Origin of the sequence: Xylanibacter muris, assembly GCF_013166605.1 — a bacterium.
Taxonomy (GTDB): Bacteria; Bacteroidota; Bacteroidia; order Bacteroidales; family Bacteroidaceae; genus Prevotella; species Prevotella muris.
Genome location: NZ_JABKKF010000009.1, coordinates 171,147 through 196,473, shown reverse-complemented (window position 1 = coordinate 196,473; position 25,327 = coordinate 171,147). Strand labels below are relative to the sequence as shown.

The window sequence follows — 25,327 nt, the reverse complement described above, 5'->3', positions numbered from 1 at the left end:
AAGTATCTGATATGAAAGAGTCATCAAACATTAATGCAAATAAGAAAAAATGGGCATGGAAACTACCATTCCTTATATTTCTCATAGCAGGAACCTTTCTCATCGTAAAGAAACAGCAATCAATACCGTTTCAACACGACAAAGGTTTCATATTCGGTACAGCATACAGTATCATATATCAATATGACCACAGCATCAATAATGAAATAAAAGACGAGTTGCAAAAGGTTGACGAGTGTTTGTCTATATTTAACAGACACTCAACGGTAAGCCATGTAAATGACAACACACCGACAAAAATCAACGACATGTTTACATATATATTCAACTTGTCACAAAAGATATCAGAAGACACCGACGGTGCATTCGATATAACCGTAGCACCATTGGTAAACGCATGGGGATTCGGTTTTAAAAACGGAATATATCCGGACAAAGCTACAGTGGACAGTCTGAGAAAGTTCACCGGCTACAAGAATGTAAGAATAAAAAACGGAAAGGTCATAAAGGAAAATCCTGGAATCATGCTCGATTTCTCTGCCATTGCCAAAGGATACGGAAGTGACGTGATAGCAAATTACCTGAAAGGTAAAGGCATTGAAAACTTTATGGTGGAAATAGGCGGAGAGATTGTCGTAAGAGGCAAGAATGAAAAGCAACAGGAATGGAAAATCGGTGTGACAAAACCTACAGACGACAGCCTTAATACAAGCCCAAAGATACAAACTGTTATCAGTCTGACTTCAAAAGCTATGGCAACAAGCGGCAACTACCGTAACTTTTATTACAGAAACGGAAAGAAATATGCCCATACAATAGATCCGGCAACAGGTTATCCTGTACAGCACACGATTCTCTCCGCAACTGTTTTTGCCGACAATTGTGCGACAGCCGATGCCTATGCAACGGCTTTCATGGTGACAGGACTCGATAAAGCCATGACCATATTGGAAAACCATCCTGAACTCATGGCATATTTCATCTACTCCGATGAAAAAGGGAAAAATGCCGTGTGGCACTCTCCTGCCCTAAAAGACAAAATACAGAAATAACCCGAACATAATACACACATGCCGGCATTACAACTATACGACAAGCTATTACAGTTCTCACTGTTTCAAGGCATGAGCCGCGGAGACCTCACGCAAATAGTCGCACATACGAAATTCGGATTTTCCAAATATACTACAGGAAAAAGAATAATAAAAGAAGGGAACGCATGCAATCATCTGTATCTTCTTATTAACGGAAGACTGCAAATAACAAGTATATCCGATGATCATTCATATAGCATTATAGAATATGCGGAGGCACCATTCATAATTCAACCGGAACGCATATTCGGACTTTCACAACGCTTCACAAGCGACTTTACCGCATCAACAGACGTAAACTTCATCACCATAGACAAAAATGAAGTAAGGAAACTATGTGAAAACTTTAATGTTTTTCAAATAAACTGTCTGAACATTTTTGCAACACAATCACAAAAAATGCAGCAAAGAGTATGGAGGCGATATCCGCAGGACCTAAAACAACAAATCGTAAGATTCATAACCGACCGATGTCAATATCCCGCAGGGCATAAGACCGTTTTTATAAAAATGGAACAGCTCGCAAATGAGATAAACGATAAACGTATAAATGTCTCAAACGAACTCAACAAAATGAAAGACTTAGGACTCATAAGCATTTCAAGAGGGAAAATAGTAATCCCTATGCTGGAAAAACTCATATAGGATACAGCATTTTCATGTTACCCCCAAAAAACACAAAACATAGCAAACACCGTATAATATACAAAAATGATATTTTCTCATCGACTTATTAATGACACCCATATATCAAATGCAACACATTAATATTGTGTGTTATAATATCATTTGCCTTGAAAATAATTGCACTTCAAACGAATAAAGTTAAATAATACTTATTTATAAATACTCAGACTTTTTTTTGCTAATTTTGCATGTAAAACAATAAATACGGCTATGATTGAGAATAAGATAAATACAACAAAACGTAACAACCCTTTTTTTGAACCATATAACACCCCACATGACACTGTTCCATTCGACAAAATAAGAATAGAAGATTATGAAGAGGCTTTCATGGAAGGTATAAGAAGGGATAACGAACAGATAGAAAGAATTATAAACAATCAGGAAAAGCCCACCTTCGACAACACCATCATTTATACAGACGAACAGGAGCACTACTATGACTTACTCGGAAGGGTATCCACGGTATTCTTTAATATGCTGAGCGCAGAAACGAATGACGAAATGGACGCACTTGCACAAAAAATGCAACCCATACTCACCAAGCACGCCAACGACATGCGACTGAACAAAAAAATGTTTGAACGCGTGAAAACCGTACACCAGCACCACAGAAGACTTAGCCGTGAGGAAAAGCAACTGCTTGACGACTGCTATGACGGATATGTGAGGAGCGGAGCTTTGCTGAGTGATGAAGACAAGGAAAAGCTACGCCAACTTACAGAAGAAGCAAGCATGCTGTCGCTCCAGTTCTCTCAGAATCTTCTGAAAGAAAACAAAGCATATACAATGCTGATCACCGATAAGGAAGACCTCGAAGGACTTCCCGATACAATAATAGAAGCAGCATCCATTGCGGCAAAAGAAAACGGAAAGGAAGGATGGCTGTTTACATTGGATGCTCCTTCATACGGTCCGTTCCTCACCCATTCTACCCGACGCGAGCTAAGAAAAGAAATATACATGGCACGCAATACCGTTTGTACGCACGATAATGCGGAAAACAATATCGAAATCTGTAAAAGGATTATAAACCTGCGAAGAGAAATTGCACAACTGCTTGGATTCAAGACATACGCGAACTATGTATTGAAACGCAGAATGGCAGGCAAGAGCCGTAACGTATATGAATTGTTAAATAGCCTTATCGAAGCATACAAGCCGACCGCCATTAAAGAAATACAAGACATAACCTTGCTTGCAAAAAAAGAGAACGACTACACATTTAAATTGGAGCCGTGGGATATCTCCTTCTATTCACACAAACTGCAACTGAAGAAATTCAATATTGACTCCGAAATGCTACGCCCTTACTTTGAGCTTTCAAAGGTAATTGAGGGTGTGCTCGGACTGGCAAACAGACTCTATGGCATAACATTCAAGGAAAATACAGAAATACCGGTATATCACCCTGATGTGAAAGCATACGAAGTATTCGACAAAGACGGTTCTTATCTTGCTGTCTTCTATGCTGATTTCTTCCCAAGAAAGGGGAAACAAGGCGGAGCGTGGATGACAGAATATCAAGGACAATGGATAGACAGGAAAGGTAACAATATACGCCCGCACGTAAGCGTTGTCATGAATCTGACAAAACCGACAGAGGAAAAACCGGCACTGCTCACACTTGGTGAAGTGGAAACATTTCTTCATGAATTCGGCCACTCGCTACATGGCATATTTGCAAACACAAGATTTGAAAGCCTAAGCGGAACCAATGTATACTGGGATTTTGTGGAATTACCGTCACAGTTCATGGAAAACTACTCTGTGGAAAAAGAATTCCTAAGAACATTCGCATTCCATTATGAAACCGGAGAAGCCATTCCTGACGAATATATAGACCGCATTGTAAAAAGCCGGAACTTCATGGTTGCATACGGATGTATGCGTCAGGTAAGTTTCGGACTGCTTGACATGGCATACTATACAAAGAAAACGCCATTTGAAGAAGACATAATACAATTTGAGAAAAAAGCCTGGAGCGATGCCACCGTTACAAAACAATTGCCTGACACATGCATGACCGTACAGTTCAGCCACATAATGGCAGGAGGATATGCAGCCGGATATTACAGTTATAAATGGGCTGAAGTTCTTGACGCAGATGCTTTCAGTGTGTTCAAGAAACATGGAATATTCAACCGGGAAACAGCACAAAGCTTCCGTGAAAACATTCTATCCAAAGGTGGTACGGAACATCCAATGACACTCTACAGACGTTTCCGGGGCTGCGAACCTTCCATAGACGCACTGTTGAAAAGAAACAGAATAAGAAGAACAAAGAAATAGAAGCAAAAGAATGACCAATAAAGACAAACAATACGCACTGGATTTGCGATATCTTCGCATGGCAAGGATATGGGCAGAGAACAGTTACTGCAAACGCAGACAAGTAGGTGCTCTTGTAGTGAAAGGGAACACTATAATCAGCGACGGATACAACGGAACTCCAAGCGGATTTAAAAATATCTGCGAAGATGACAACAACATCACCCATCCATACGTATTGCATGCCGAGGCCAATGCCATTACAAAACTGGCACGCAGTTCGAACAACAGTGACGGTGCCACACTATATGTTACAGACTCTCCTTGCATCGAGTGTGCAAAACTCATTATACAAGCCGGTATAAAGAGAGTTGTATATTCAAGGAACTACCGTCTTGAAGACGGACTGAACTTGCTTAGAAAAGCAGAAATAGAAGTCATATACCTAAATCCAGACGATAATGAATCAGAATAAGACAAAAAGAATGATGCCGCTCATTATGGCAATATGTGTCATTGTGGGTATAATGATCGGTACATTTTATGCCAATCATTTCTCCGGTAACCGACTAAGTATCATAAACAGCAACAGCAACAAACTCAACAATCTGCTGCATATCATCACAGACCAATACGTTGACACTGTAAACATAAACAATCTTGTAGAAAAAGCAATGCCTCAAATTCTGGCAGAGCTTGACCCTCATTCTGTATATATCAGCGAGAAAGACGTTCAGACTGCCAACGATGGTCTGAAAGGCTCTTTCTCAGGTATTGGCATTGAGTTTACAATAAGGAAGGACACCATCCGTGTTCAGAACGTAATAAACAACGGCCCTTCGGAAAGAGCAGGCCTCATGGCCGGTGACAAAATCATCAGTATAGACAACAAACCTTTCGTTGGCAAGACAGTAACAAACGAAGAGGCCATACGAAAGCTGAAAGGCCCGAAAGACACAAAAGTAAAACTCGGTGTGATAAGATTCGGTGAGAAAAAAACAAGGCATTTCACCATAACACGAGGTGAGATTCCCCAAAAAAGCATAAGTGCCACATATATGATAGACAACAACACCGGATACATTAAAATAAAGAATTTCGGTGAAAACACATATCCGGAAATGCTTGTAAGCCTTGCCAGACTTTCCCAAAACGGATTCAAAAACCTTATCATCGATCTTAGAGGGAATGTCGGGGGATACCTCGCCTCTGCCGTACAGATTACAAATGAGTTTCTACATAAAAACCAGCTTATAGTGTATACACAAGGACGCAAGTCACCACGACAGGAATTCCGGTGTGACGGCCGTGGAAGCTATCAGGACATACCCCTTGTAATACTAATAGACGAAGGATCGGCATCGGCATCGGAAATTGTTGCCGGAGCAATACAGGACAATGACCGAGGAACCATTATCGGACGCCGGTCATTCGGCAAGGGACTTGTGCAAAAGCCAATAGCCTTTCACGACGGTTCAATGATACGTCTCACAATCTCACGCTACTACACCCCGTCAGGACGGTGTATACAAAAACCGTATACAATGGGTGATGAGAAAAGTTACGAAGAAGACCTGATAAGCAGATACGAGCATGGAGAATACTTCTCACAAGACAGTATAAAACACACAGGACCGGAATATCATACAAATCTCGGTCGCACCGTTTACGGTGGCGGTGGAATAACACCTGATATATTCATCCCGGAAGATACACTCGGATTCACATCCTATTATAAAGAAGCGTCAATCACCGGTCTTATACTACAATTTGCATACACTTACACAGACAACAACCGAAAGAAATTAAGCGAATTCAAGAGCATGACAGAATTATCCGATTATCTTGATAGCCAGAACATGGTTGACAAATTCGCCACTTATGCAGACAAAAACGGCCTGAAACGCAGAAATCTCATGATAAAGAAGTCACACAAACTTCTTGAACGTTATATAAACAGCCGTATCATATATAACATACTTGACGAAGAGGCATGGACTGAATATCTGAATATCAACGACCCTTCAATCCATTATGCCATTAAGATATTCAAGGATAATTCCGCATTTCCAAAGAAACCGGAACCTGCGGAAAATAAGAAAAAACGATAACGGGCAATTTCTATAATATGTGTTCAAAACGAGAATTAAGAAACCATATACGGAACATCAAGCGACAATTCACCAAGCAACAACTGGAAGAATTGTCGCTTGAGATTATAAACAGAATCAAAACAAATCCTCAATTCAATAAAGCAAGAACTATCCTCCTCTACTGTTCTCTCCCCGATGAAGTGGAAACACACGAACTTATCGACTTCGCATGTAAAGAAGGAAAACAAATACTCTTGCCAAAAGTTATTGGAAATACAATAATGGAAATAAGGAAATACACTGGTAGGAAAGACATGATAGCAGGAGCATATAAAATAATGGAACCGACCGGAGATATTTTCACTGACTACGACAGCATAGAGTTGGCCATCATCCCCGGAATGGCATTTGACACTCAAGGCAACCGACTTGGCAGAGGCAAAGGATATTATGACCGCTTTTTAGAAAAGATTCCTGGAACATATAAAATAGGACTATGTTTCCATTTCCAGATTCTTGACAACATTCCTACGGAACATACAGACATTAAAATGAACGAAGTTCTAACGGACGGATAAAAGATTTACGAAACCTCAAGAACTGACAGGACCTATGAATAAAAACACATGGCCATGATATAGACACACGAAATCAACAGAAACGAATATCCGCAATAACAAAACTACCGACAACAGAATTTAACCGTGACACAAATTCCTGCCTTCGCATACTCAAATCCGCTCTCAGCGCCGGATTTGACAATCTTACCATAAGCGTCTGATTTGTTATATACACATTCATCGTATATCTACTTATAACAGGTCCTGCAACAGACGGCCACGACTCTACAAGCCGTTTCTGAAGCAATGGGGTCTCAAGCCCCTGGTTGCGCAGATTCTGCATTATAAGTTCCTTTATTGACTTTACATCACGCTTAAACATAATCCCTGTATATCATAAAAGTACGGTTACCCACACACATCACCGTCATCAACCCTGAATATCTTATAATCATAAGAACAACTCTCCAATATACTGTCAAGATGCTCACGGTTGGTGTCTGTTATGAATATCTGTCCGAAGCCGTCACCAGAAACCATCTTTATAATTCTCCCGACACGCCCCGCATCCAGTTTATCGAATATATCGTCAAGCAACAACAACGGTGTCTCCCCTGCACATGCCCTTTTCAGAAATTCAAACTGGGCTAGTTTCAGTGACACAACAAACGTTTTGTTCTGTCCCTGACTGCCCTCACGTCTCATCGGATGTCCGTCAAGAGTAAACTCAAGGTCGTCACGATGAACCCCATGCAGCGAATACCCTACAGCACGGTCTTTCATCCTGTCACGACGAATCACATCTATTAACGGGCTACGCCGGCAATGTGACACATACTGCAAGCCGACACTCTCGTTACCCATAGATATATCCTCATGAAAACGCTGAAACAACGGCACCAGTTCATCGACAAAACAACAACGCTTCTGATACAACATTTCACCATACATGGCCATCTGCTCTTCCAAAAGCTCCATCAGAGTAATATCCGGCTCAGTTTCCATCTTCAAAAGCGTATTGCGCTGTTGGAGAGACTTGTTATATCTTGTCAATATATCCATATACCCACGGTCATACTGAGATATAACCATATCCATCAGACGGCGGCGCTCCTCGGCTCCGCCATCAATGAGAAACGTGTCAGACGGTGAAATAAGCACGACAGGCAACAAACCTATATGCTCCGACAATTTCTTATACTCCTTCCGATTACGCTTGAAATGTTTTTTCTTCCCACGTTTCATTCCACAATATATATCCTCCGCATCACCACCGTCCGTATCATATCCGCCCTCTATCACAAAAAAATCAGTGTCGTGGGTGATAACCTGAGAATCAACGGGATTCTGCGAACTCCTGCAAAACGAAAGATAGTAAACAGCATCAAGGATATTCGTCTTTCCTGCGCCATTGCTGCCTATAAAGCAGTTAAGCCTTGGCGACAATGTAAGTGTAGCCGACCGTATGTTCTTATAGTTTATTATTGAAAGTTTCCGAAGAATCATCTGCTTCAAATATTGTGAAATCAATGCAAAGTTAAGAGTTTTATCAGTCAAAAACAAAAAAAGTTATGAATAAATTTCACTGTCTGCAATAAATTAATTAATTTTGCTGCCACTTTAAAAAGAAATGAAAAATAAAAAAATCAAATAGATAATGACAAATAGAAACAACCAGAGAGACAATCTCACAGAAGAGAAACTGAACAGTTCAGAAGCATTCTTCCTCAAATACAGGAAGGCTATCATTTATGGAGCTATTGCGGTAATAGCAGTAATCGCAAGTGTTATAATTTACAACACTTATGTAGCCGGACCGCGTGAAGACAAGGCAAGCACAGTACTGGCAAAAGGCCATAAATATTTCAACAATGACGAATTTGAGAAGGCATTGAAAGGCGATGGAGCCGGTTTCCCCGGTTTCCTGGCGGTTGCAGACGACTATAGCAGCACCGATGCCGGAAACCTGGCAAATCTCTATGCAGGACTTTGCTATGCACAGCTCGGCAAATGGAATGACGCCATAACATATATCGAGAAATTTGACGGTCAGGATGACAATATGATAAGCCCTGCCGCCGAAGGGGCATTAGGAAATGCCTACGCACATATCAACCAGCTTGACAAGGCCGTTGAACATCTGAAAAAAGCAGCAAAGCTTGCCGACAACAACAGCCTTTCTCCCACATTCCTTGTCCAGGCAGGTGAAATCCTTGAAAGCCAAGGTAAAAAAGAGGAGGCTCTGGAACTTTACATGCAGGTGAAAAACAAATATTTCAACTCCATGCAATACCAGACTATTGACAAATATATAGAACGCGTCACAACAAAATAATGGCAACGGCACTTCACAACCTCTCTGAATACGACTTCAACAGCATACCCGATGCAAGCAATATGTGCTTCGGAATTGTCGTGGCAGAATGGAATCCCGAGATTACCGGTGCATTGCTTGAGGGGGCGGTAAGCACACTCGAAAAGCATGGAGCATTACCAGAGAATATACATGTAAAGACAGTCCCGGGAAGCTTCGAACTCATATATGGCGCACATCAAATGACTCTCAACGGAGGATTCGATGCCATCATAATCCTTGGTAGCGTCATACGCGGTGAAACACCTCATTTCGACTATATCTGCCAGGGAGTTACCGCAGGCATAGCCCAGTTGAATACAAAGAGTGAGATTCCCATAATATACGGATTGCTGACAACCGAAGACTTACAGCAGGCTAAAGACCGAAGCGGAGGCAAGCTCGGCAACAAGGGAGACGAATGTGCCATAGATGCAATAAAGATGGCTAAATTCTGAACAAAAGAATACGGAACACTTTAAATACAGGTGGTGGCGGGTGATGTAGCATTACATTCCCGCCACTTTTTATTATACACAAATAATTACGGAGAATCATGAAACTTATATCTTGGAACGTTAACGGCTTGAGAGCCTGCGAAGGAAAAGGCTTCAGCAACATTTTCAAAGAACTAAATGCTGACTTTTTCTGTATTCAGGAAACCAAAATGCAGGCAGGACAGCTGGATTTGAAATTTGACGGATATGAATCATACTGGAACTACGCAGAAAAGAAAGGGTATTCCGGAACAGCCATATTTACAACACACACACCGTTAAACGTTCATTATGGAATCGGCATAGAAGAACACGACCATGAAGGACGCGTAATAACGGCAGAAATGCAGGATTTCTATCTTGTCACGGTCTATACCCCAAACTCGCAGGACGGGTTGAAAAGGCTTGACTACCGAATGAAATGGGAAGCGGACTTCCTTTCATACATAAAAAAGCTTGATACAAAAAAGCCCGTGATAATTTGCGGAGACATGAATGTTGCCCATAAGGAGATTGATTTGAAAAATCCAAAAACCAACCGCAACAATGCAGGCTTCACGGACGAGGAACGGGAAAAATTCACCACTTTGCTGAACAATGGCTTCACGGATACATTCAGACATCTATACCCCTCTGAAATAACATACTCATGGTGGTCATACAGATTCAAGGCACGCGAGAAGAATTCCGGATGGCGCATAGACTATTTTATAACATCTGAAAGGCTTGCCGAAAAGATAAAAGATGCGAAAATACACACAGACATACTTGGAAGCGACCACTGTCCGGTAGAACTTGACATTGATATCTAAGGCAATAAAGCCAGTCCGGCAAAAGAAAGCCACGTTTCAATTCAAGGATATCATATAATGTAATTCAGCTGACCGGACAGCAGTCATGAAACGACATTACAGACGCTGTCACACATTATTTAACATTACAACAGGCTCAAAAAAAATAAAAATAAGTAACTTTACACCCGACATGAAAATAAGAGTCCGTTAATACTAATAAGAAAACAAGAACAGACATGAATTTAAAAAGAATAATTGTTGCCTTTATAGGCATAATAACAGTTCTGCCGTCTATGGGACAGGCAAGTGAATTCTATCACAACGAAAACATTTATTATGGCATCCGGCTCGGTTTGGGGCTGGCAACCGTAAACTCGGATGATCCCGAACTTGACGGAGGCAGTATGCAGGCCGGCCTTAATCTTGGAGGTGTAATAGGATTCCAACTGTCTGATGCGGCACCGGTATATCTTGAATCCGGCCTCATATATACAGAAAAAGGCGGTAAAGGAATGTATCAGGGGAAGAAATTCACTTTCGACCTCAACTATCTGAAAATGCCTGTCATTGCAAAATACAGCTCCGAGATATACGATGACTTAAGCATACAGCCGTATGCCGGAGGATATCTTGCAATGGGAGTGGGAGGAAAGATAAAAAACTATGCAGACAAGGAATCACAGGCATCATTCTCGTCAAGTAAGTTCAGACGCTTTGACGGAGGTCTGACAATTGGCTGCGGCATACAATATCAGGTACTGTATGCAGACATTGCATACGAATTCGGCCTGTCAAACATAAGCAACGACGACTTTGAAAGTTCACACACAGGCTGCTTCTATATAAACTGCGGAGTGAACTTCTGACAACACGAACATATTTATTATCAGCAAAAAACGACACTGCCATGATGTTCATTTACAGCATCATGGCAGTGTCGTTTCCATGCACGCATAATGTAACCATCATTATGCATAGCCCGGAACAGAACACGCGGCATATTCCCATGACATCTCCATAAATGCTGTTTGGCATGAATACTCATGATAAACAGCAAATGTTAAAAGTGTATGTAGCCTGAATACACTCCGTATTTGGCCCAAATACACTTTTAATATTTGCTGTCCATCCTACTCTCCTATCATGATTTTCCGTTTTTTTCATGGCAGATCATTCTTGAACCACACATAATAATCACACACAGGCGACCTCCTCCTCACACACCATACCGGAAACGTTCTACGGCTATTTTACCCACAAGACCGTTTTTTTGACAACATCATGTTTTCTTAATAAAAACTAACATCTTTGTTTTAAATATAAATATAGAATGATATATTCAATTTTCAGATATTTATTATGTATTTTTGCAATTTAAAAAGAGTAAAGATAAAGGAATATAAACAAAGAAAGAATAATTATGGCAGAAGCTATTGACATCAGAGAACTGAACATCAGGATTGAACAGCAAAGCGCATTCATAACCAATCTCATTGCCGGTATGGATCAGGTTATCGTCGGACAGAAGCATCTTGTAGACACCTTGCTGATAGGTCTGCTCAGCGAAGGCCACATACTCCTTGAAGGTGTGCCGGGTCTCGCCAAAACATTAGCGATAAAGACCCTTTCCCAACTTATTGACGCAGATTTCAACCGTATACAGTTCACTCCGGATCTTCTTCCGGCAGATGTTACCGGTACACTTATATACTCACAGAAAGAAGAAAAATTCCAGGTAAAGAAAGGCCCTGTATTTGCAAACTTCGTACTGGCTGATGAAATAAACCGCGCCCCGGCAAAAGTACAGAGCGCCTTGCTCGAGGCCATGCAGGAAAAACAGGTGACAATAGGAAGCGAGTCTTTCCCGTTGCCTAAGCCGTTTCTCGTAATGGCTACCCAGAACCCGATAGAACAGGAAGGCACTTATCAGTTGCCGGAAGCTCAGGTAGACCGTTTCATGCTGAAAGTAATCGTAGACTATCCTACCATTGAGGAAGAAAAACGCATTATAAGAGACAATATATCCGGAAACCGCAAAGAGGTAAGGCCAGTTACAAGCGCAGAGGAAATAATAAAGGCACGCAGTGTTGTAAACGATGTGTATCTTGATGAAAAAATAGAACAATACATTGCAGACATTGTCTTTGCTACACGCTATCCGGAAAGATATGGTCTGAAAGATCTCAAGGATATGATTTCATTCGGAGGCAGTCCCCGCGCAAGCATAAACCTGGCCAAGGCATCACGGGCATACGCCTTTATAAAACGCAGGGGATACGTTGTTCCGGAAGACGTAAGGGCCGTTGCCCACGACGTTCTGCGCCACCGTATCGGACTTACATACGAGGCAGAGGCAGGAAATGTCACAAGTGAAGAGATCGTAAGCAAAATAATAAATAAGGTGGAAGTGCCTTGATTAAGATATGGACACACAGGAACTGATAAAGAAAGTACGCAAGATCGAGATAAAGACACGCGGACTGAGCACCAATATCTTTGCCGGACAATATCATTCCGCATTCAAGGGACGCGGAATGGCTTTCAGCGAAGTAAGGGAATATCAGTTCGGAGACGATGTACGCGATATAGACTGGAACGTGACGGCACGTTTCAGCCGTCCCTACATAAAAGTGTTTGAAGAGGAGCGCGAACTGACAGTAATGCTTCTTATTGACGTAAGCGGGTCTTTGGATTTCGGCACACGCAGACAAATGAAACGTGATATGGCAACCGAGATTGCCGCCACACTTGCATTCAGTGCCATACAGAACAACGACAAAATCGGAGTGGTTTTCTTTTCCGACAAGATAGAAAAATACATTCCTCCACAGAAAGGACGAAAGCACATCCTTTATATAATAAGGGAAATGCTTTACTTCAAGCCGGAAAGCAAGAAAACAGATATCGGCAAGGCACTGGAATTCATGTCCGGTGTGATGAAACGCAGATGTACGGCATTTATACTCAGTGACTTCTACAACAGAACCGACTTCTTCCAGCCGCTGACTATATTCAGCAGAAAGCATGACGTAATGGCAATACAGGTCTACGACAAACTGATGAGAGAGCTTCCTGACGTGGGACTGATAAAAGTGACCGATGCCGAAACCGGCTTCGAGCAATACGTAGACACATCAAGCAAGAGCTTAAGGAATGCACACAGCAAATACTGGAATACCCGCCAGACCCAGCTTGCCGAGACATTCAAGAAAAGCAGTGTCGACTTCATATCCGTTGCCACGGATGAAGATTATGTAAAGTATCTGCTGATGATGTTTAAGAAAAGGAATTAAAAAATTCATATTTATTAACAACGAAAGATTGAGAAATTGAAAAACAGCATATTGACATTCATGTTTCTGATTGCCGGCACACTGTGTGCCGCGGCACAGGTTACTGTAGAGGCAAAGATTGACTCCATAGAGATGTTCATCGGCGAACAGGCCCATATACAGTTGACCGTTACTGCCGGAACAGGCCAGCGGGTAGTGTTTCCTGTATTCAAGTCTCAGCAGATGATTACTCCCGGTGTGGAAGTGCTCGGCTCTTCCGACACCAGAAAAGAGGAGCTTGACAACAACAAGGCCAACTATATACGTACCTATACGGTGACCTCTTTCGATGGCAACCTGTACTATCTCCCTCCTTTCAAGGTCAAGGTTGACGACAGGCAATATGAAAGCAAAAGCCTTGCATTGAAAGTCTTGGAAGTGGAGGTCGACACCACACAGACCGACAAGTTTTTCGGTCCTAAAGACGTGCAGGACAATCCGTTCGCATGGAGTGACTGGAGTCTCGTATTCTGGCTCAGCGTATTGTCGCTCGTCCTTGCGTCATGTGCCATTTATGTATATGTGCGCCTGCGTCAGGGCAAACCGATTATCACAGCAATAAAGATAATAAAACATGTCCCGCCTCATCAAAAAGCGATGAAAGCAATAGAGCTGATAAAGGCGGACAAGATGGTTACGGCGGAGAATCCGAAAGAATACTATACAAGGCTCACAGACACTCTGAGAAAATATATCCAGGAGCGATATGGCTTTAATGCCATGGAAATGACAAGCAGCGAAATAATAGCGAAACTGAATGCGGCCGGTGACATGCAGGCACTCGAGGAGTTGAGACAGCTGTTTATGACAGCTGACCTTGTGAAGTTTGCAAAATACTCCACACTCATAAACGAGAACGACATGAATCTCGTAAATGCCATAGACTTCATCGACAGGACAAAGCTTGAAAATGTTCCTACAGAGGAAAAAATTGTGCCGCAACTCACCAAGGAGGAGCAACGCTCCGTCACTACAAGGCGCATACTGATGACATTCATAACGGTTGCCGCAATAATAAGCGTCTTAATTTTCAGTTATGTGGCCTACTCCGCATATCAGCTTATAAATTAACAATACATGAATTGAATGACAGATATAATGTATATTTACATAATGCTTTTATAGTCATTACAATTAAAAACACTGAAACCACATGGAATTTGCCAATAAAGAATACCTGTTTCTCCTGCTTCTCATAATACCATACCTGCTGTGGTATCTGATGTACCGCAAGAAAACAGAACCAACAATGCGCATGAGCGACACCTTTGCATTCCGCTATGCCCCCAAGAGCTGGAAAGTAAGGCTAATGCCAATACAGCTTTTATTGAGGCTGGCGGTGTTCACACTGGTTGTCATTGTCATGGCAAGACCTCAGACACACAACTCGTGGAAAACAAGAACTGTTGAGGGAATAGACATCATGCTTGCAATGGACGTGTCTACATCCATGCTTGCCGAAGACCTCAAGCCAAACAGGATCGAGGCGGCGAAACAAGTGGCGGCTGAATTCATATCAGGAAGACCTGACGACAATATAGGTCTTACAATTTTTGCCGGTGAGGCATTCACACAATGCCCCATGACAACCGACCATTCCTCACTGATAAACCTGCTACAGAACGTAAGGACAGACATCGCCGCAAGAGGACTTATTCAGGATGGCACCGCAATTGGCATGGGACTTGCGAATGCCGTAAGCCGCCTAAAATCATCGAAAGCAAAAAGCAAGGTAGTAATTCTTCTTACCGACGGAAGCAACAACATGGGAGACATCTCTCCGATGACGGCCGCAGACATAGCCAAAAGCCTTGGAATAAGAGTATACACAATAGGCGTGGGGACAAACGGCACGGCACGGTATCCCTACCCTGTCGGAGGTTCTGTCCAATATATAAACTTGCCTGTGGAAATAGACACAAAGACACTTGGCGATATCGCATCGACCACGGAAGGTGATTTCTACCGTGCAACAAACACATCGGAACTGCATAAGATTTACAAAGAAATAGACAAGCTTGAGAAATCAAAGCTAAGCGTCACTAAATTCAGCAAAAGACATGAGGCTTACCAGCCATTCGCCATGGCAGCCGCAATAGCGCTACTGCTGGAAATCTTATTGAGAATAACTGTTTTCAGAAGAATACCATAACCCTAAAGAGACAATCATGTTCAGATTTGAAGACCCGACATATTTGTATTTTCTGGCAGTAATACCTGTTATTGCTCTGTTGCGTATTATTTTTGAAAGCAACAGAAAACAAAAACTGCGCAAGATGGGAGAACCCGACCTGCTAAGGCAGCTTATGCCCGAAGTGTCCAAATGGAGACCGGGAATAAAGTTCTGGCTGCTGGAAACGGCTCTTGCTTTGATGATAATAATGATCGCACGACCGCAGCTCGGCACCAAAATAAGCAACGAGAAGCGAGTAGGCATCGAGACAATCATCGCCATGGACATAAGCAACTCAATGCGTGCAAATGATGTTGAGCCGAGCCGTATCGACAGAAGCAAGATGATGATAGAGAATATGGTGGATCATTTCACCAACGACAAAATCGGCCTCATTGTCTTTGCCGGTGACGCATTCGTACAGCTGCCTATTACAAGCGACTATGTTTCTGCGAAAATGTTTCTGAACAATATCGACCCCTCCATGATTGCATCGCAGGGGACGGATATCGCCACAGCCATAAACATGGCCACACACAGTTTCACACAGGAAGAAAACATTGGCAAGGCCATAATAGTAATCACCGACGGAGAGGACCATGAAGGCGGAGCTGTCGAAGCGGCAAAAGAAGCGAAGAAGAAAGGGTTCAGAGTCTTTGTACTTGGAGTAGGCTCGCCTGAAGGCTCGCCGATTCCAGTACCGGAAACCAACGACTATATGCGCGACAATACAGGAAACACCGTTATGTCGGCACTGAACGAAGAAATGTGCAGACAAGTCGCCGAAGCTGGAGGCGGTGCATATATACACGTCAGCAACAACAGCAACGCACAAAGCCAGCTTGAAAACGAACTTTCAAAACTTTCCAAAAAAGAAACCTCAAGCACCATATACAGCGATTATGATGACCAGTTTCAGGCATTTGCAATCATAATACTCATCCTGCTGTGTATAGAGATATGCGTTCTTGAATGCAAAAATCCTTTATTGCAAAGATTCAGACTCTTTGGAAACAGAAAAACAGCGACACTACTGCTCTGCATGACAGCCTCAGCAATATACGCGCAGAACGACCGACAATATATACGCGAGGGAAACAGGGAATTTCGCGCAGGCAACTATGCCAATGCGGAAGTGGCATACCGTAAAGCCATTGAGAAAAACCCGGCAAACCCTCAAGCGGCCTATAACCTTGGAAATGCGTTGTTTGCACAAAAGAAAGACTCTGCCGCAGTACAGAGCTTTGAAAGTGCGGCAAAATTAGAGAAAAATCCATTGCGCCGTGCCTTGGCATATCACAACATCGGAGTAGCGTGCCAAGGCCATAAGATGTATGCCGAGGCTATCGAGGCATACAAAAGCGCATTGAGACTGAATCCGAAAGACGACACGACAAGATATAATCTGGAACTATGCAAAAAACAACAGAAAAAGCAGGATAAGGACAAAGACAAGCAAAAACAGAAAAACCAGGAAGACAAACAGAAAAAGGACAAGGAAAAAGAACAGAAACAAGATAAAGACAAACAAAAAGAACAAAAACAACAGGACAAAGATAAAATGAGCAAGGACAACGCCGAGCAACTTCTAAACGCTGCCATGCAGTCGGAAAAGAATACCCAGCAGCGTCTAAACAAGGCTATGCGTAAGCCAAGCTCAAAAAAGTTACAGAAAAATTGGTAATACGGATTATGAAGAGATTTTCTTTTATTATAGTATTTCTTACTGTATCATTGGCCATCACGGCACAGAAATTCGTTGCAAGCGCACCGGAACAAGTGTCAACGGGCGACCAGTTCAGACTGACATACACGATAGACACTCAAGACGTGGGTGACTTCCGTGTTGGAAAAATACCGGACGGATTTGAAGTACTGATGGGCCCGAGCAAATCAGTGTACTCAAGTTTCAATATGGTAAACGGCCACACAAGCTCGTCATCGTCAATCACATATACATTTATTATATGTGCCACAAAAAAAGGTACGTTCAACATTCCGGCAGCCCATATCACGGTCAGAGGCAAGAGCATCGCATCCAATTCCGTCAGAATAAATGTTTCCGGAGACGCTACAGGCAGAGGCAGTCAGGGAAACAGCAACAGAAACAACAACGCACGCCAAGGCAACGATGACGGAGAATTGGAACTGGCCGGCTCACGAATATCAGGCTCGAATCTGTTTATAAAGGTTACAGCGAGCAAAAAACGTGTGCATGAGCAGGAACCCATATTGCTGACATACAAGGTTTATACAGACGTGGCACTTCAAAATCTCGACTTTAAAGTGCCTGACTTGAAGGGATTCCACACACAGGAGATACCTCTGCCACAGGAAAAAAGCCTGAAACTTGAATATATAAACGGCAGACCTTATAAATCTGTAGTATGGTGCCAGTATATACTATATCCTCAAAGAACAGGAAAGTTGCAGATACCCGGCATCACAGCCACAGCATACGTAGGACAGAGAGTAAGGGACGTTGATGATTTCGAGGCTTTCTTCAACGGAGGTTCCGGATATACTATCGTGAAAAAACCGATAAAGGCTCCGGAGGTGAACATCCAGGTAGATCCGCTGCCGGAAAAGCCGGCAAACTTCTCTGGAGGTGTAGGAAAATTCAGCATAACGGCACAGCTGAACAAAAACGACATAAAGTCAAATGCGCCTGTGACAGTTCGCGTAATAGTAAGCGGAAACGGAAACCTGAAGCTCATAAAACAGCCCGTCGTAAAATACCCTAAAGACTTCGATACATACGATGCGAAGGTGACGGATAAGACAAGACTGACAAGCAACGGACTTGAAGGAAGCATGATATATGACTTCCTCGCTGTGCCGCGCAATGAGGGTAAATATGAAATTCCACCTATTGAATTCACCTATTACGATACACAGACAAACAGCTATAAGACAACAAAGTCGAACAGTCTGAAACTCAACGTGGCAAAAGGATCAGAAACAAAAGAAGCAAACAGTTTTACAGGACTTGAAATAGAGACTAACAAAGATATAAGGTATATAAAGACCGGGAACTCCGACATTCATGACGTGGACGAATTCTTCTTCGGGTCAGCAAAGTATATCATATCAATAGCCGTGCTGTTGCTCATATTCATATCTCTGTTCATTATTTTCCGACAAAGAGCAATAAACAATGCCAATATCAGCAAAATGAGGGGAAAGAAAGCCAACAAAGTAGCTGCAAAACGACTGAAAACAGCATATCGCCTCATGTCGGAAAGAAAAGATTCGCTATTCTACGATGAAGTTCTTCGCGCACTTTGGGGATACGTCGGCGACAAGCTCAATATACCAGTGGAAAAGCTTTCACGCGATAACATAAGTACAGAACTTTCCGGAAAGAATGTCGGTGAAGAAACAGTCGAACAGTTTATCAGCGCACTTGACGAATGTGAATTCGAGCGTTACGCCCCGGGCGACACCACAGGCAACATGAAGAAAACCTATGAGACAGCCATGACTGCCATCATGAAAATAGAGGATGCAATGAAAAAAGGGAAAAAGAGGAAATCCACCGCAACAATCATTTTTCTGATGATTATGCTTGTGCCGGTACAGGCTGCCGCCATAACAAAGGAGAATGCAGACAGTTCCTATGCCAGGAAACAATACCAACAGGCAATAGAGGACTATGAAGAGTTGTTGGAAAGAGGTATAAGCCCGGACATCTACTATAATCTCGGAAACGCATACTATCGCACAAACAATATCACAAAGGCGGTGCTAAACTACGAACGTGCGCTGCTTTTGTCGCCCGGTGATGCCGATATAAGGTTTAACCTCCAGATGGCACGTTCAAAGACAATAGATAAGATAACACCCGAATCAGAAATGTTCTTCGTGACATGGTATCATTCCATAGTAAACATGACAAGTGTGGACGGATGGGCAAGAATTGCACTGATATCCCTGGCCTTGGCAATAATACTGGCCCTCACCTATCTGTTTGCCAATCCTATATGGTTGCGCAAGACAGGGTTCTTCGGAGGCATCTCCGTAATTGTCATCTTCATCATTGCCAATATTTTCGCTGCCAATCAGAAACATTACCTCAACAACCGCAACGGTGCGATAATAACAGCACCGTCCGTGTCAATAAAAAGCTCTCCTTCCGCAAGCGGCAACGTACTGTTCATACTCCATGAAGGCACAAAGGTGGAAATAACAGACAACAGCATGAAGGAATGGAAACATATAAAAGTTGCAGACGGAAAGGACGGATGGATCGAAACAAGCAAGATGGAGATAATTTGACACAGAGTGTATCATTGTATATTAATACCTTGCCATGATTGACATAGACTCATTAATACAATTTGACAAGCAACTGCTATTGGCCGTAAACGGAAGCGACTCTCTGTTTTTGGACGGTGTTGCCAAAGTGCTGACCACAGCATCGACATGGTTTCCCATGTATGCGGCATTATTCTACCTCATATTGAAGAATAATGAGAATTTCAAGAAGATAATGCTTATAATCGCATGCGCAATAGCCTGTGTCATACTTGCCGGGACTGTTGACGACACACTCGTCAAGCCTTTCGTGGCAAGACCAAGGCCGACACACGATCCTCAGATAGGCCTAATGATAGACATTGTGAACGGCTATCGCGGTGGAAGATACGGATTCTTCTCCGCTCATGCTGCCAATACATTCAGTGCCGCATTGTTCTTCTGCCTGCTTGTAAGAAACAGGATACTGTCTACGGTCCTTATAATATGGTCACTTACAAATTGTTGGACAAGAATGTACCTCGGAGTACATTATCCCGGTGATATCCTGTGCGGACTTATATGGGGAGGTATCGTTGCGCTTACAGTGTATACCATATATCTGAAAATAAACAGAAAACTTGATACCGGCATGAATTTCGTATCATCGCAATATACCAAAACAGGCTATCAGCAATCCGATGTGGACGTAGTGATAACCGTTTTCGCCTTCTCGGTGATTTATTCCATAATCCGCGGATGCCTTATCGTCCTATAGACACCCTTACCTGATAACCCACAAACAACAAATCAATGGATACGAAACATATACACATAAGCGACTACAACTATCCGCTGCCGGAAGAGCGTATAGCAAAATTTCCAATAAAGGAGCGCGACCATTCAAAGCTCCTAATATACAATCACGGAGCAATATCGGATGATTTTTTCTATAATCTTCCCAAGTATCTTCCCCGAAAAGCACTGATGGTTTTCAATAATACAAAAGTCATTCAGGCACGCATGCACTTCCGTAAACAAACCGGAGCACTAATAGAAGTATTCCTTCTTGAACCGGTGTCACCAGCAGACTATGAGCAGATGTTTCAGGCCACAGGACAGTGTTCGTGGCTGTGTATTGTCGGCAACCTGAAGAAATGGAAGGAAGGCCAGCTTGAACGTGAGTTCTATATAAAAGAGCAAAAAGTCACGCTGAAAGTCACCCGCAAGGAAGAAAGACACACAAGCCACCTCATAGAATTTGAATGGAACAATGAAAAGGTGAATTTTGCTGATATTCTTGACGCTGTCGGTGAACTGCCGATACCTCCATACCTCAACAGGGCCACCGAGGAAAGCGACAAGCAGACATATCAGACAGTATATTCAAAAATAAAAGGCAGCGTGGCCGCACCTACAGCCGGGCTTCATTTCACAGAGAAAGTGCTCAGAGATATCGACGCACACGGTATCGAACGCGAAGAACTTACACTACATGTCGGAGCGGGAACATTCAAGCCAGTGAAAAGTGAGGAAATCGAAAATCATGAGATGCACACGGAATATATCTGCGTACACAGACACACACTCGAGAGACTGGCCGCACACGATGCCGGTGCCATCGCAGTGGGAACAACAAGCGTACGCACACTCGAGAGTCTCTATTTCATCGGACGAAAACTCTCATCAGACAATAATCTCACAGAAGAGCAGCTTCATGTGAACCAATGGGAACCGTACGAAGAGACCGGCAATGACATACCGGCAACCGAAGCGATAAAAAACATTATCCGCTATCTCGACCGCAACGGATTAAGTTCGCTGCACACGAGCACACAGATTATCATTGCTCCTGGATACAAATATAGAATAGTGAAAATGCTGGTAACAAACTTTCATCAGCCACAAAGCACGCTCCTGCTGCTCGTCAGTGCACTTACCGGCAACAACTGGCGTAAGATATATGACTATGCCCTTGAAAACGGTTTCCGCTTCCTGAGCTATGGCGACAGCAACCTTATTATACCTTAAACATCCAAAGGCAGGAACTAATACAATCCACTGATTGGAAAACTTTGCCACCAGAAGCAATAAGGCAATACCATTAATAAATGCCTGAAATAATATTAAAGTTAAAACAAAATACACAACACCGAAATATGAAAATTGGAGATAAAGTAAGATTCCTCAGCGAAACCGGAGGCGGAAAAGTCGCAGGATTCCAAGGCAAGGACATAGTGCTTGTAGAAGACGAGGACGGATTTCAGATACCTACAGCCATCACCGATGTGGTAGTGATAGGAAACGAAGACTACAGCACGGCAAATGTCATAGAGGCAAAAAAACAAACAGGAAAGGGCATATCCGCAAAGACACAGGACGAAGACTACGACCCGGCAGACAGGCCTATCACCTTCAAGGCCGCTCCCGAGGAGCGCAAAGGCGGTGAGGCCCTCAGCGCATACATTGCATTCGTGCCTGTGAATCCTCACGAGATGACCACGACACCGTTCGAATCATACTTCATTAACGACAGCAACTATTACATGCGCTTCGTATACATGACAGCCGAAGGCAGCGCATGGCACATGAAGCTGACAGACGAAGTGGAGCCAAACACAAAGCTTCTTATGGAAGAGTTTACACGTGACAAGCTTGACACAATGAGCCGTGTCGCAATACAGATAATCGCATACAAACGTGACAGAACATTCATATCAAAACCGGCAATAAACGCAGACTTCCGCATAGATCCCGTGAAGTTCTACAAACTGCACACATTCCGAGAAAACGACTTCTTTGAACAGGATGCACTGATATACACTATTGTGGAGAACGACAAGACAGCACGTCCACTCGTCATAGATCCAAACGAACTTAAACGCGAAATGATGGCTAAAGCCTCTGCAGACAGGACATCTGCCGCAAGAAAGGACAAGAAAATGCCGCAAGACAAAAACGCACCGTTAGTGATCGACCTGCACGCCAATGAATTGCTCGACACGACAGCGGGCATGAGCAGCACAGAGATACTAAACCACCAGCTTGATGTATTCCGCAACACACTGAAAGAAAACGCATCGAACAAAGGAAAGAAAATAATCTTTATCCACGGCAAGGGTGAAGGCATACTCCGTCACGCCATTGTCAACGAACTGAGACATAAGTTCAAACAATACCAATATCAGGACGCATCATTCCAAGAATACGGATACGGTGCGACACAGGTGACAATAAAGTAAAAAAATATGAATCACGGATTTATAACCGTAGCCGCAGCCATACCGTCACTGCATGTGGCAGATACACGCTACAACGTAAATGAGATAGGCAGGATGATGTCGGAAGCAGAATCCGAAGGAGTAGAGATAATATGTTTCCCGGAACTGTCAGTCACATCATACACCTGCCAGGATCTGTTTGACAATCATCATCTATTGGAAAGTGCCGGCAAGGATCTTGCACACCTTCTCTGTCAGACGTCCACACTTGACATCATTGCCATCATCGGAATACCCGTACACGAAGGCGCGATGCTATATAACAGTGCCATCGTAGTACAGCACGGAAAGATTGCAGGCGTGGTGGTAAAGACGTATCTTCCGAACTATGACGAGTTTTATGAAAAACGATGGTTCGACTCCTCGCTCCAGATACTGCCATCAAGAGAACAGTTGGGCGAGCATACCATAACCATTGCCGGACAGGAAATAAGACTAACCTCCGAACCACAGGTATTCAGGACTGCTTCGGGAGTGAAGTTCGGAGTGGAAATATGTGAAGACGTATGGGCCACCGAACCGCCAAGCAATAATCTGGCCCTCGCCGGAGCCGATATCATATTCAACCTGTCTGCCACAAACGAACTTGTGGGCAAACACAGGTATCTCATGTCACTACTGTCAGAACACAGTGCCCGTATCATAAGCGGATATGTATACTCATCGGCCGGTTTCGGTGAAAGCAGCCAGGACGTTGTATACGGAGGCAACGCCATCGTGATCGAAAACGGAACGACAATAGCCAAGAGTAAAAGGTTCTCCATCGAGCCGCAACTTGTGACCGCACAGATAGACGTGGAGAAAATCAGGGCCGAACGACGCCGCAACTCAACATTCACAACCGTTACAGCCAACAAACGTGCCAACGCACGCATTGTCAAAATGGACGCAATAAAAGACAGGGCATTCAAACTTACACGGAAAATAAATCCGCTGCCTTTCATTCCAGAAGAGAAAAACATGCGCGAATCCTGTGAGGAAACAATCAACATACAAACCTTCGGACTGATGAGACGACTGACGCACACACACTGTAAATCAGCCGTGATAGGCATCAGCGGAGGACTCGACTCCACTCTCGCCCTGCTGATATGCGTAAAGGCTTTCGACAATCTTAAACTCGACCGCAAAGGAATTATAGGAATTACAATGCCGGGATTCGGCACCACCGGACGTACCCACGACAATGCTGTGAGCCTCATGACCTCACTCGGAATAACACAACGGGAAATCGGGATATCAGAAAGCGTCACACAACATTTCAAGGACATAGGACACAACCCTGAAAACCATGATGTGACATACGAAAACAGCCAGGCACGCGAACGCACGCAAATACTTATGGATGTAGCCAACCAAACAGGCGGACTTGTTGTAGGAACAGGAGACCTGAGTGAACTTGCCCTGGGATGGGCAACATACAACGGTGACCACATGTCTATGTATGCCGTAAACTCTGGAGTACCGAAAACACTGATAAAATATATTGTTGACTTCTTTGCCAAAAACCTCGTTGACGAAAAATCATCCGCCACTCTACTCGACATAATCGACACACCGATAAGTCCAGAGCTTATACCCGCCGATGAGAACGGAGACATAAAACAAAAAACGGAAGACCTCGTAGGACCATACGAACTCCACGACTTCTTTCTTTATAACTTCCTACGATTTGGTTTCTGTCCGGAAAAGATTCTCTTCATGGCACTTCGCGCCTTCGACGGCTCAAACGACAAAGCCGGTAAATATGACGAGAAAACAATCCGCCACTGGCTGTCGACGTTCTTCAGACGCTTCTTCTCACAACAATTCAAACGTTCATGCATGCCTGACGGACCGAAAGTGGGAAGCGTGAGCCTCAGTCCGCGCGGTGACTGGCGGATGCCAAGCGATGCCACCGGCACATTATGGAACATATAATAACCGAAGAGCCATATTCCTTGCCCGAAAATACAG

General features: G+C 43.3%; 22 protein-coding genes. 20 read left to right on the top strand and 2 right to left on the bottom strand.

The window, feature by feature from the left end; genetic code table 11:
* The first annotated feature begins 11 nt into the window (after window positions 1–11).
* From HPS56_RS10035 to HPS56_RS10010, 6 genes are all read left to right on the top strand, one after another.
* Entirely contained in the window at window positions 12–1,052 is a 1,041-nt protein-coding gene (locus HPS56_RS10035) for an FAD:protein FMN transferase (protein ID WP_172276091.1), read from the top strand.
* Between the two features lie 18 nt (window positions 1,053–1,070).
* Entirely contained in the window at window positions 1,071–1,739 is a 669-nt protein-coding gene (locus tag HPS56_RS10030) for a Crp/Fnr family transcriptional regulator (RefSeq protein ID WP_172276089.1), read from the top strand.
* A 252-nt stretch (window positions 1,740–1,991) separates the two neighbouring features.
* Entirely contained in the window at window positions 1,992–4,073 is a 2,082-nt protein-coding gene (locus HPS56_RS10025; protein ID WP_172276087.1) for a M3 family metallopeptidase, read from the top strand.
* 10 nt (window positions 4,074–4,083) lie between these two features.
* The gene (locus tag HPS56_RS10020) at window positions 4,084–4,527 is read left to right on the top strand and encodes a deoxycytidylate deaminase (RefSeq protein ID WP_172276085.1); all 444 of its coding nucleotides are present in this window, start codon (window positions 4,084–4,086) and stop codon (window positions 4,525–4,527) included.
* A complete protein-coding gene (locus tag HPS56_RS10015) occupies window positions 4,514–6,163 on the top strand; it encodes a S41 family peptidase (protein ID WP_172276083.1) in 1,650 nt (549 codons plus the stop codon). The genes HPS56_RS10020 and HPS56_RS10015 overlap by 14 nt, the downstream gene beginning before the upstream one ends.
* Window positions 6,164–6,180: 17 nt before the next feature.
* A complete protein-coding gene (locus HPS56_RS10010; protein ID WP_172276081.1) occupies window positions 6,181–6,723 on the top strand; it encodes a 5-formyltetrahydrofolate cyclo-ligase in 543 nt (180 codons plus the stop codon).
* A 73-nt stretch (window positions 6,724–6,796) separates the two neighbouring features.
* Here HPS56_RS10010 and HPS56_RS10005 read toward each other — a convergent pair whose 3' ends face one another.
* Both HPS56_RS10005 and recF read right to left on the bottom strand, forming a co-directional pair.
* Window positions 6,797–7,087: a DciA family protein gene (locus HPS56_RS10005; protein WP_172276079.1), complete on the bottom strand. Its 291-nt coding sequence runs from the start codon at window positions 7,085–7,087 to the stop codon at window positions 6,797–6,799.
* 26 nt (window positions 7,088–7,113) lie between these two features.
* Window positions 7,114–8,211, bottom strand: coding sequence for a DNA replication/repair protein RecF (gene recF, locus HPS56_RS10000; RefSeq protein ID WP_172276077.1), 1,098 nt, complete (start codon window positions 8,209–8,211; stop codon window positions 7,114–7,116).
* A 151-nt stretch (window positions 8,212–8,362) separates the two neighbouring features.
* Here recF and HPS56_RS09995 point away from each other — a divergent pair, with 151 nt between their 5' ends.
* The 14 genes from HPS56_RS09995 (at window position 8,363) to HPS56_RS09930 (ending at window position 25,291) form a co-directional block, all read left to right on the top strand.
* Entirely contained in the window at window positions 8,363–9,040 is a 678-nt protein-coding gene (locus tag HPS56_RS09995) for a tetratricopeptide repeat protein (protein WP_172276075.1), read from the top strand.
* The gene (ribH, locus tag HPS56_RS09990) at window positions 9,040–9,516 is read left to right on the top strand and encodes a 6,7-dimethyl-8-ribityllumazine synthase (RefSeq protein WP_172276073.1); all 477 of its coding nucleotides are present in this window, start codon (window positions 9,040–9,042) and stop codon (window positions 9,514–9,516) included. The genes HPS56_RS09995 and ribH overlap by 1 nt, the downstream gene beginning before the upstream one ends.
* A gap of 98 nt (window positions 9,517–9,614) precedes the next feature.
* Window positions 9,615–10,367 carry an exodeoxyribonuclease III gene (locus HPS56_RS09985; protein ID WP_172276071.1) on the top strand — a complete coding sequence of 251 codons (753 nt, stop codon included), beginning with the start codon at window positions 9,615–9,617 and terminating at the stop codon, window positions 10,365–10,367.
* A gap of 218 nt (window positions 10,368–10,585) precedes the next feature.
* Window positions 10,586–11,215 carry a porin family protein gene (locus HPS56_RS09980; protein ID WP_172276069.1) on the top strand — a complete coding sequence of 210 codons (630 nt, stop codon included), beginning with the start codon at window positions 10,586–10,588 and terminating at the stop codon, window positions 11,213–11,215.
* Window positions 11,216–11,769: 554 nt separating this feature from the next.
* Window positions 11,770–12,765 (top strand): AAA family ATPase, encoded by a 996-nt coding sequence (locus HPS56_RS09975; RefSeq protein WP_172276067.1) that lies wholly within the window; start codon window positions 11,770–11,772, stop codon window positions 12,763–12,765.
* Window positions 12,766–12,772: 7 nt separating this feature from the next.
* Entirely contained in the window at window positions 12,773–13,642 is an 870-nt protein-coding gene (locus tag HPS56_RS09970) for a DUF58 domain-containing protein (RefSeq protein ID WP_172276065.1), read from the top strand.
* 60 nt (window positions 13,643–13,702) lie between these two features.
* Window positions 13,703–14,752 carry a BatD family protein gene (locus tag HPS56_RS09965; RefSeq protein ID WP_172276121.1) on the top strand — a complete coding sequence of 350 codons (1,050 nt, stop codon included), beginning with the start codon at window positions 13,703–13,705 and terminating at the stop codon, window positions 14,750–14,752.
* An 82-nt stretch (window positions 14,753–14,834) separates the two neighbouring features.
* The gene (locus tag HPS56_RS09960) at window positions 14,835–15,833 is read left to right on the top strand and encodes a vWA domain-containing protein (RefSeq protein WP_172276063.1); all 999 of its coding nucleotides are present in this window, start codon (window positions 14,835–14,837) and stop codon (window positions 15,831–15,833) included.
* Between the two features lie 16 nt (window positions 15,834–15,849).
* Window positions 15,850–17,538, top strand: coding sequence for a vWA domain-containing protein (locus tag HPS56_RS09955; RefSeq protein ID WP_172276061.1), 1,689 nt, complete (start codon window positions 15,850–15,852; stop codon window positions 17,536–17,538).
* A gap of 8 nt (window positions 17,539–17,546) precedes the next feature.
* Window positions 17,547–20,132, top strand: coding sequence for a BatD family protein (locus HPS56_RS09950; protein WP_172276059.1), 2,586 nt, complete (start codon window positions 17,547–17,549; stop codon window positions 20,130–20,132).
* A 34-nt stretch (window positions 20,133–20,166) separates the two neighbouring features.
* A complete protein-coding gene (locus HPS56_RS09945) occupies window positions 20,167–20,868 on the top strand; it encodes a phosphatase PAP2 family protein (RefSeq protein WP_216655788.1) in 702 nt (233 codons plus the stop codon).
* Window positions 20,869–20,903: 35 nt separating this feature from the next.
* The gene (locus HPS56_RS09940; protein ID WP_172276057.1) at window positions 20,904–22,121 is read left to right on the top strand and encodes an S-adenosylmethionine:tRNA ribosyltransferase-isomerase; all 1,218 of its coding nucleotides are present in this window, start codon (window positions 20,904–20,906) and stop codon (window positions 22,119–22,121) included.
* Between the two features lie 128 nt (window positions 22,122–22,249).
* Window positions 22,250–23,332, top strand: a complete 1,083-nt coding sequence (locus HPS56_RS09935) for a DUF2027 domain-containing protein (protein ID WP_172276055.1) — start codon at window positions 22,250–22,252, stop codon at window positions 23,330–23,332.
* Between the two features lie 6 nt (window positions 23,333–23,338).
* Entirely contained in the window at window positions 23,339–25,291 is a 1,953-nt protein-coding gene (locus tag HPS56_RS09930) for an NAD(+) synthase (protein WP_172276053.1), read from the top strand.
* Window positions 25,292–25,327 lie beyond the last annotated feature (36 nt).